This window comes from Bacillus sp. GMs2/2, assembly GCF_050172095.1.
Taxonomy (GTDB): domain Bacteria; phylum Bacillota; class Bacilli; order Bacillales; family Bacillaceae_G; genus Bacillus_A; species Bacillus_A cereus.
Genome location: NZ_JBNLYE010000612.1, coordinates 1 through 1,718 on the forward strand (window position 1 = coordinate 1; position 1,718 = coordinate 1,718).

The following is a 1,718-nucleotide window of genomic DNA, read 5'->3' on the forward strand; positions in this document are numbered from 1 at the left end:
CTTTTTCATCATTGATTTATGATATGATATACTTGCGGATTCTGTTTGTGCAACAAGCTATGTAGGGATAATATACGTTTCACAATCAGCACATTTTCTGAAAGTAGCATGTCTTACTACTCATAAGACATGCTATGTTAATAATGTTCAAATAAAAAACGTCTTTTATGTGCTGATAAAAGACGTTTTTTTATGCCTAAAACCGCATAATATAGTTCTTGCTTGAGCTTCTTTAGTATACAACAAATTAGCCATGAGTGCTTTATTTTTCTACGTATGTATAAAACTTTTCTAACACGTATTTCATTGAACTACTCACCACTTATCAGTCCTTGCAATTTAATCAAACTTTTTTATGAAAATAGAACTATGATCTACCATCGTTCTCCTTTTAATTGGGCTTCTGCTGATCTCCGATCCATGATTGTGGTACAAAGTTCAGTAATAAGTTTTCCATGATCAAAGATAATTTGATTCTTGGTATATGGATCAATGTATTTTCCCAAACCCTTACTGAGTGTAACCTCCGCTTCCCCATTATCGTGAATGACTCCTGAAAAGATGGTTTTCTCTTTGTTATAGACTTTATAGTATTCAAGCATTGAGCATAAAGATCTCACTAAATCACGGAGCATTTCTTCCAAATCAGGATACATGTCTTTTGCTATTTCTTCATTCAGAATAAAATCCATTCCCTTGTCTATCACATCAAATCGAAATAAAAAAATCATTACTTTCACCTCGCTGATTCATTGATTTTTCTATCATAACAGAAAATCCACTCCCATCCCAACACACTTCCAACCACTTGAATGATCCATTTCATCATATAATCTAGCCATTTCAATCAGCAGAAGTACAATTTTCTTATGTTTTGTATCCAAAATAGATTTTTCATGCTCCATAACTTTGAAAATCTCTCCATCGGTCACATAACGATAGTCACATAGACTTAAGCACACATACCTAGACATATGTGCTTAAGTCTATTTTAGGGTGCATAACTTATGCACATATACCTGCTTTCCTTAAGAACATTATAACAACAATGTTTAACCTAGATGTTCAGTCCGCTTTTTAAAAGAAAAAGACACCTCTCAAAACGGCAACTTAATACCCTTTTACAATAGGAATTTTCATGTGAAAAAAGCCCCACAAAATAACAAAAAAGTCTTGCTGCAGAAATAAGACTTTTCGATTTATTACTTTCAATAAGGAAGAGGACTTACTTCTTCATTTTCATGTCGATGATCTCATTTCCTGCAAAAAAGAATCCAATTTGGATGTTCGTCATACATTGGGATCATTTCAACTTCCCTTTCTCCTCTTTTGATACATACTGGGCATAACATATTCATTTCATCCTTTTTATGCACGATATTGATTTTCACTTTTGTAAGACTGTATATTGAACTTCCTCTGAAACAAATAAACTTGCGGAATACACTTTTATACTACATTTTCCTAATCGTCGCTTTACTTCCGACTCTAATTTTTCATTTGCTTCCTCTAAAGAACTTGCTGGAATAATCGTAGATTGTGAGTCTGTTACCTTGCCACTATACATCACTGAAAAGTTTAATTCATATTGATGTATCAAGATTTCTCCACTCCCTTTTTCTTAAAGTTCCTCACAGATCATTCTTATTTGTCACTTGCTCCTGTAGTTTTTGAAGTTGGATACGCATTTGCGGTACATACCAGCTTTTTCTTAATCG

At 33.4% G+C, this 1,718-nt stretch carries 3 protein-coding genes; all 3 read right to left on the bottom strand.

Annotated features, from left to right (window positions below; translation table 11 throughout):
- Positions 1 to 374: 374 nt before the first annotated feature.
- Positions 375 to 731, bottom strand: a complete 357-nt coding sequence (locus ACQGS6_RS27910) for a hypothetical protein (protein ID WP_072193096.1) — start codon at positions 729 to 731, stop codon at positions 375 to 377.
- Positions 732 to 764: 33 nt separating this feature from the next.
- Complete coding sequence (locus ACQGS6_RS27915) at positions 765 to 974, bottom strand: hypothetical protein (RefSeq protein ID WP_176330652.1); 210 nt, start codon at positions 972 to 974, stop codon at positions 765 to 767.
- A 413-nt stretch (positions 975 to 1,387) separates the two neighbouring features.
- Positions 1,388 to 1,600, bottom strand: a complete 213-nt coding sequence (locus ACQGS6_RS27920; RefSeq protein WP_043939415.1) for a hypothetical protein — start codon at positions 1,598 to 1,600, stop codon at positions 1,388 to 1,390.
- Positions 1,601 to 1,718 lie beyond the last annotated feature (118 nt).

What these genes read in the sequence shown, in the direction of transcription:
- ACQGS6_RS27910 (WP_072193096.1), bottom strand. Translation starts at nt 731, where the DNA reads ATGATTTTTTTATTTCGATTTGATGTGATAGACAAGGGAATGGATTTT.
- ACQGS6_RS27915 (WP_176330652.1), bottom strand. Translation starts at nt 974, where the DNA reads ATGTCTAGGTATGTGTGCTTAAGTCTATGTGACTATCGTTATGTGACC.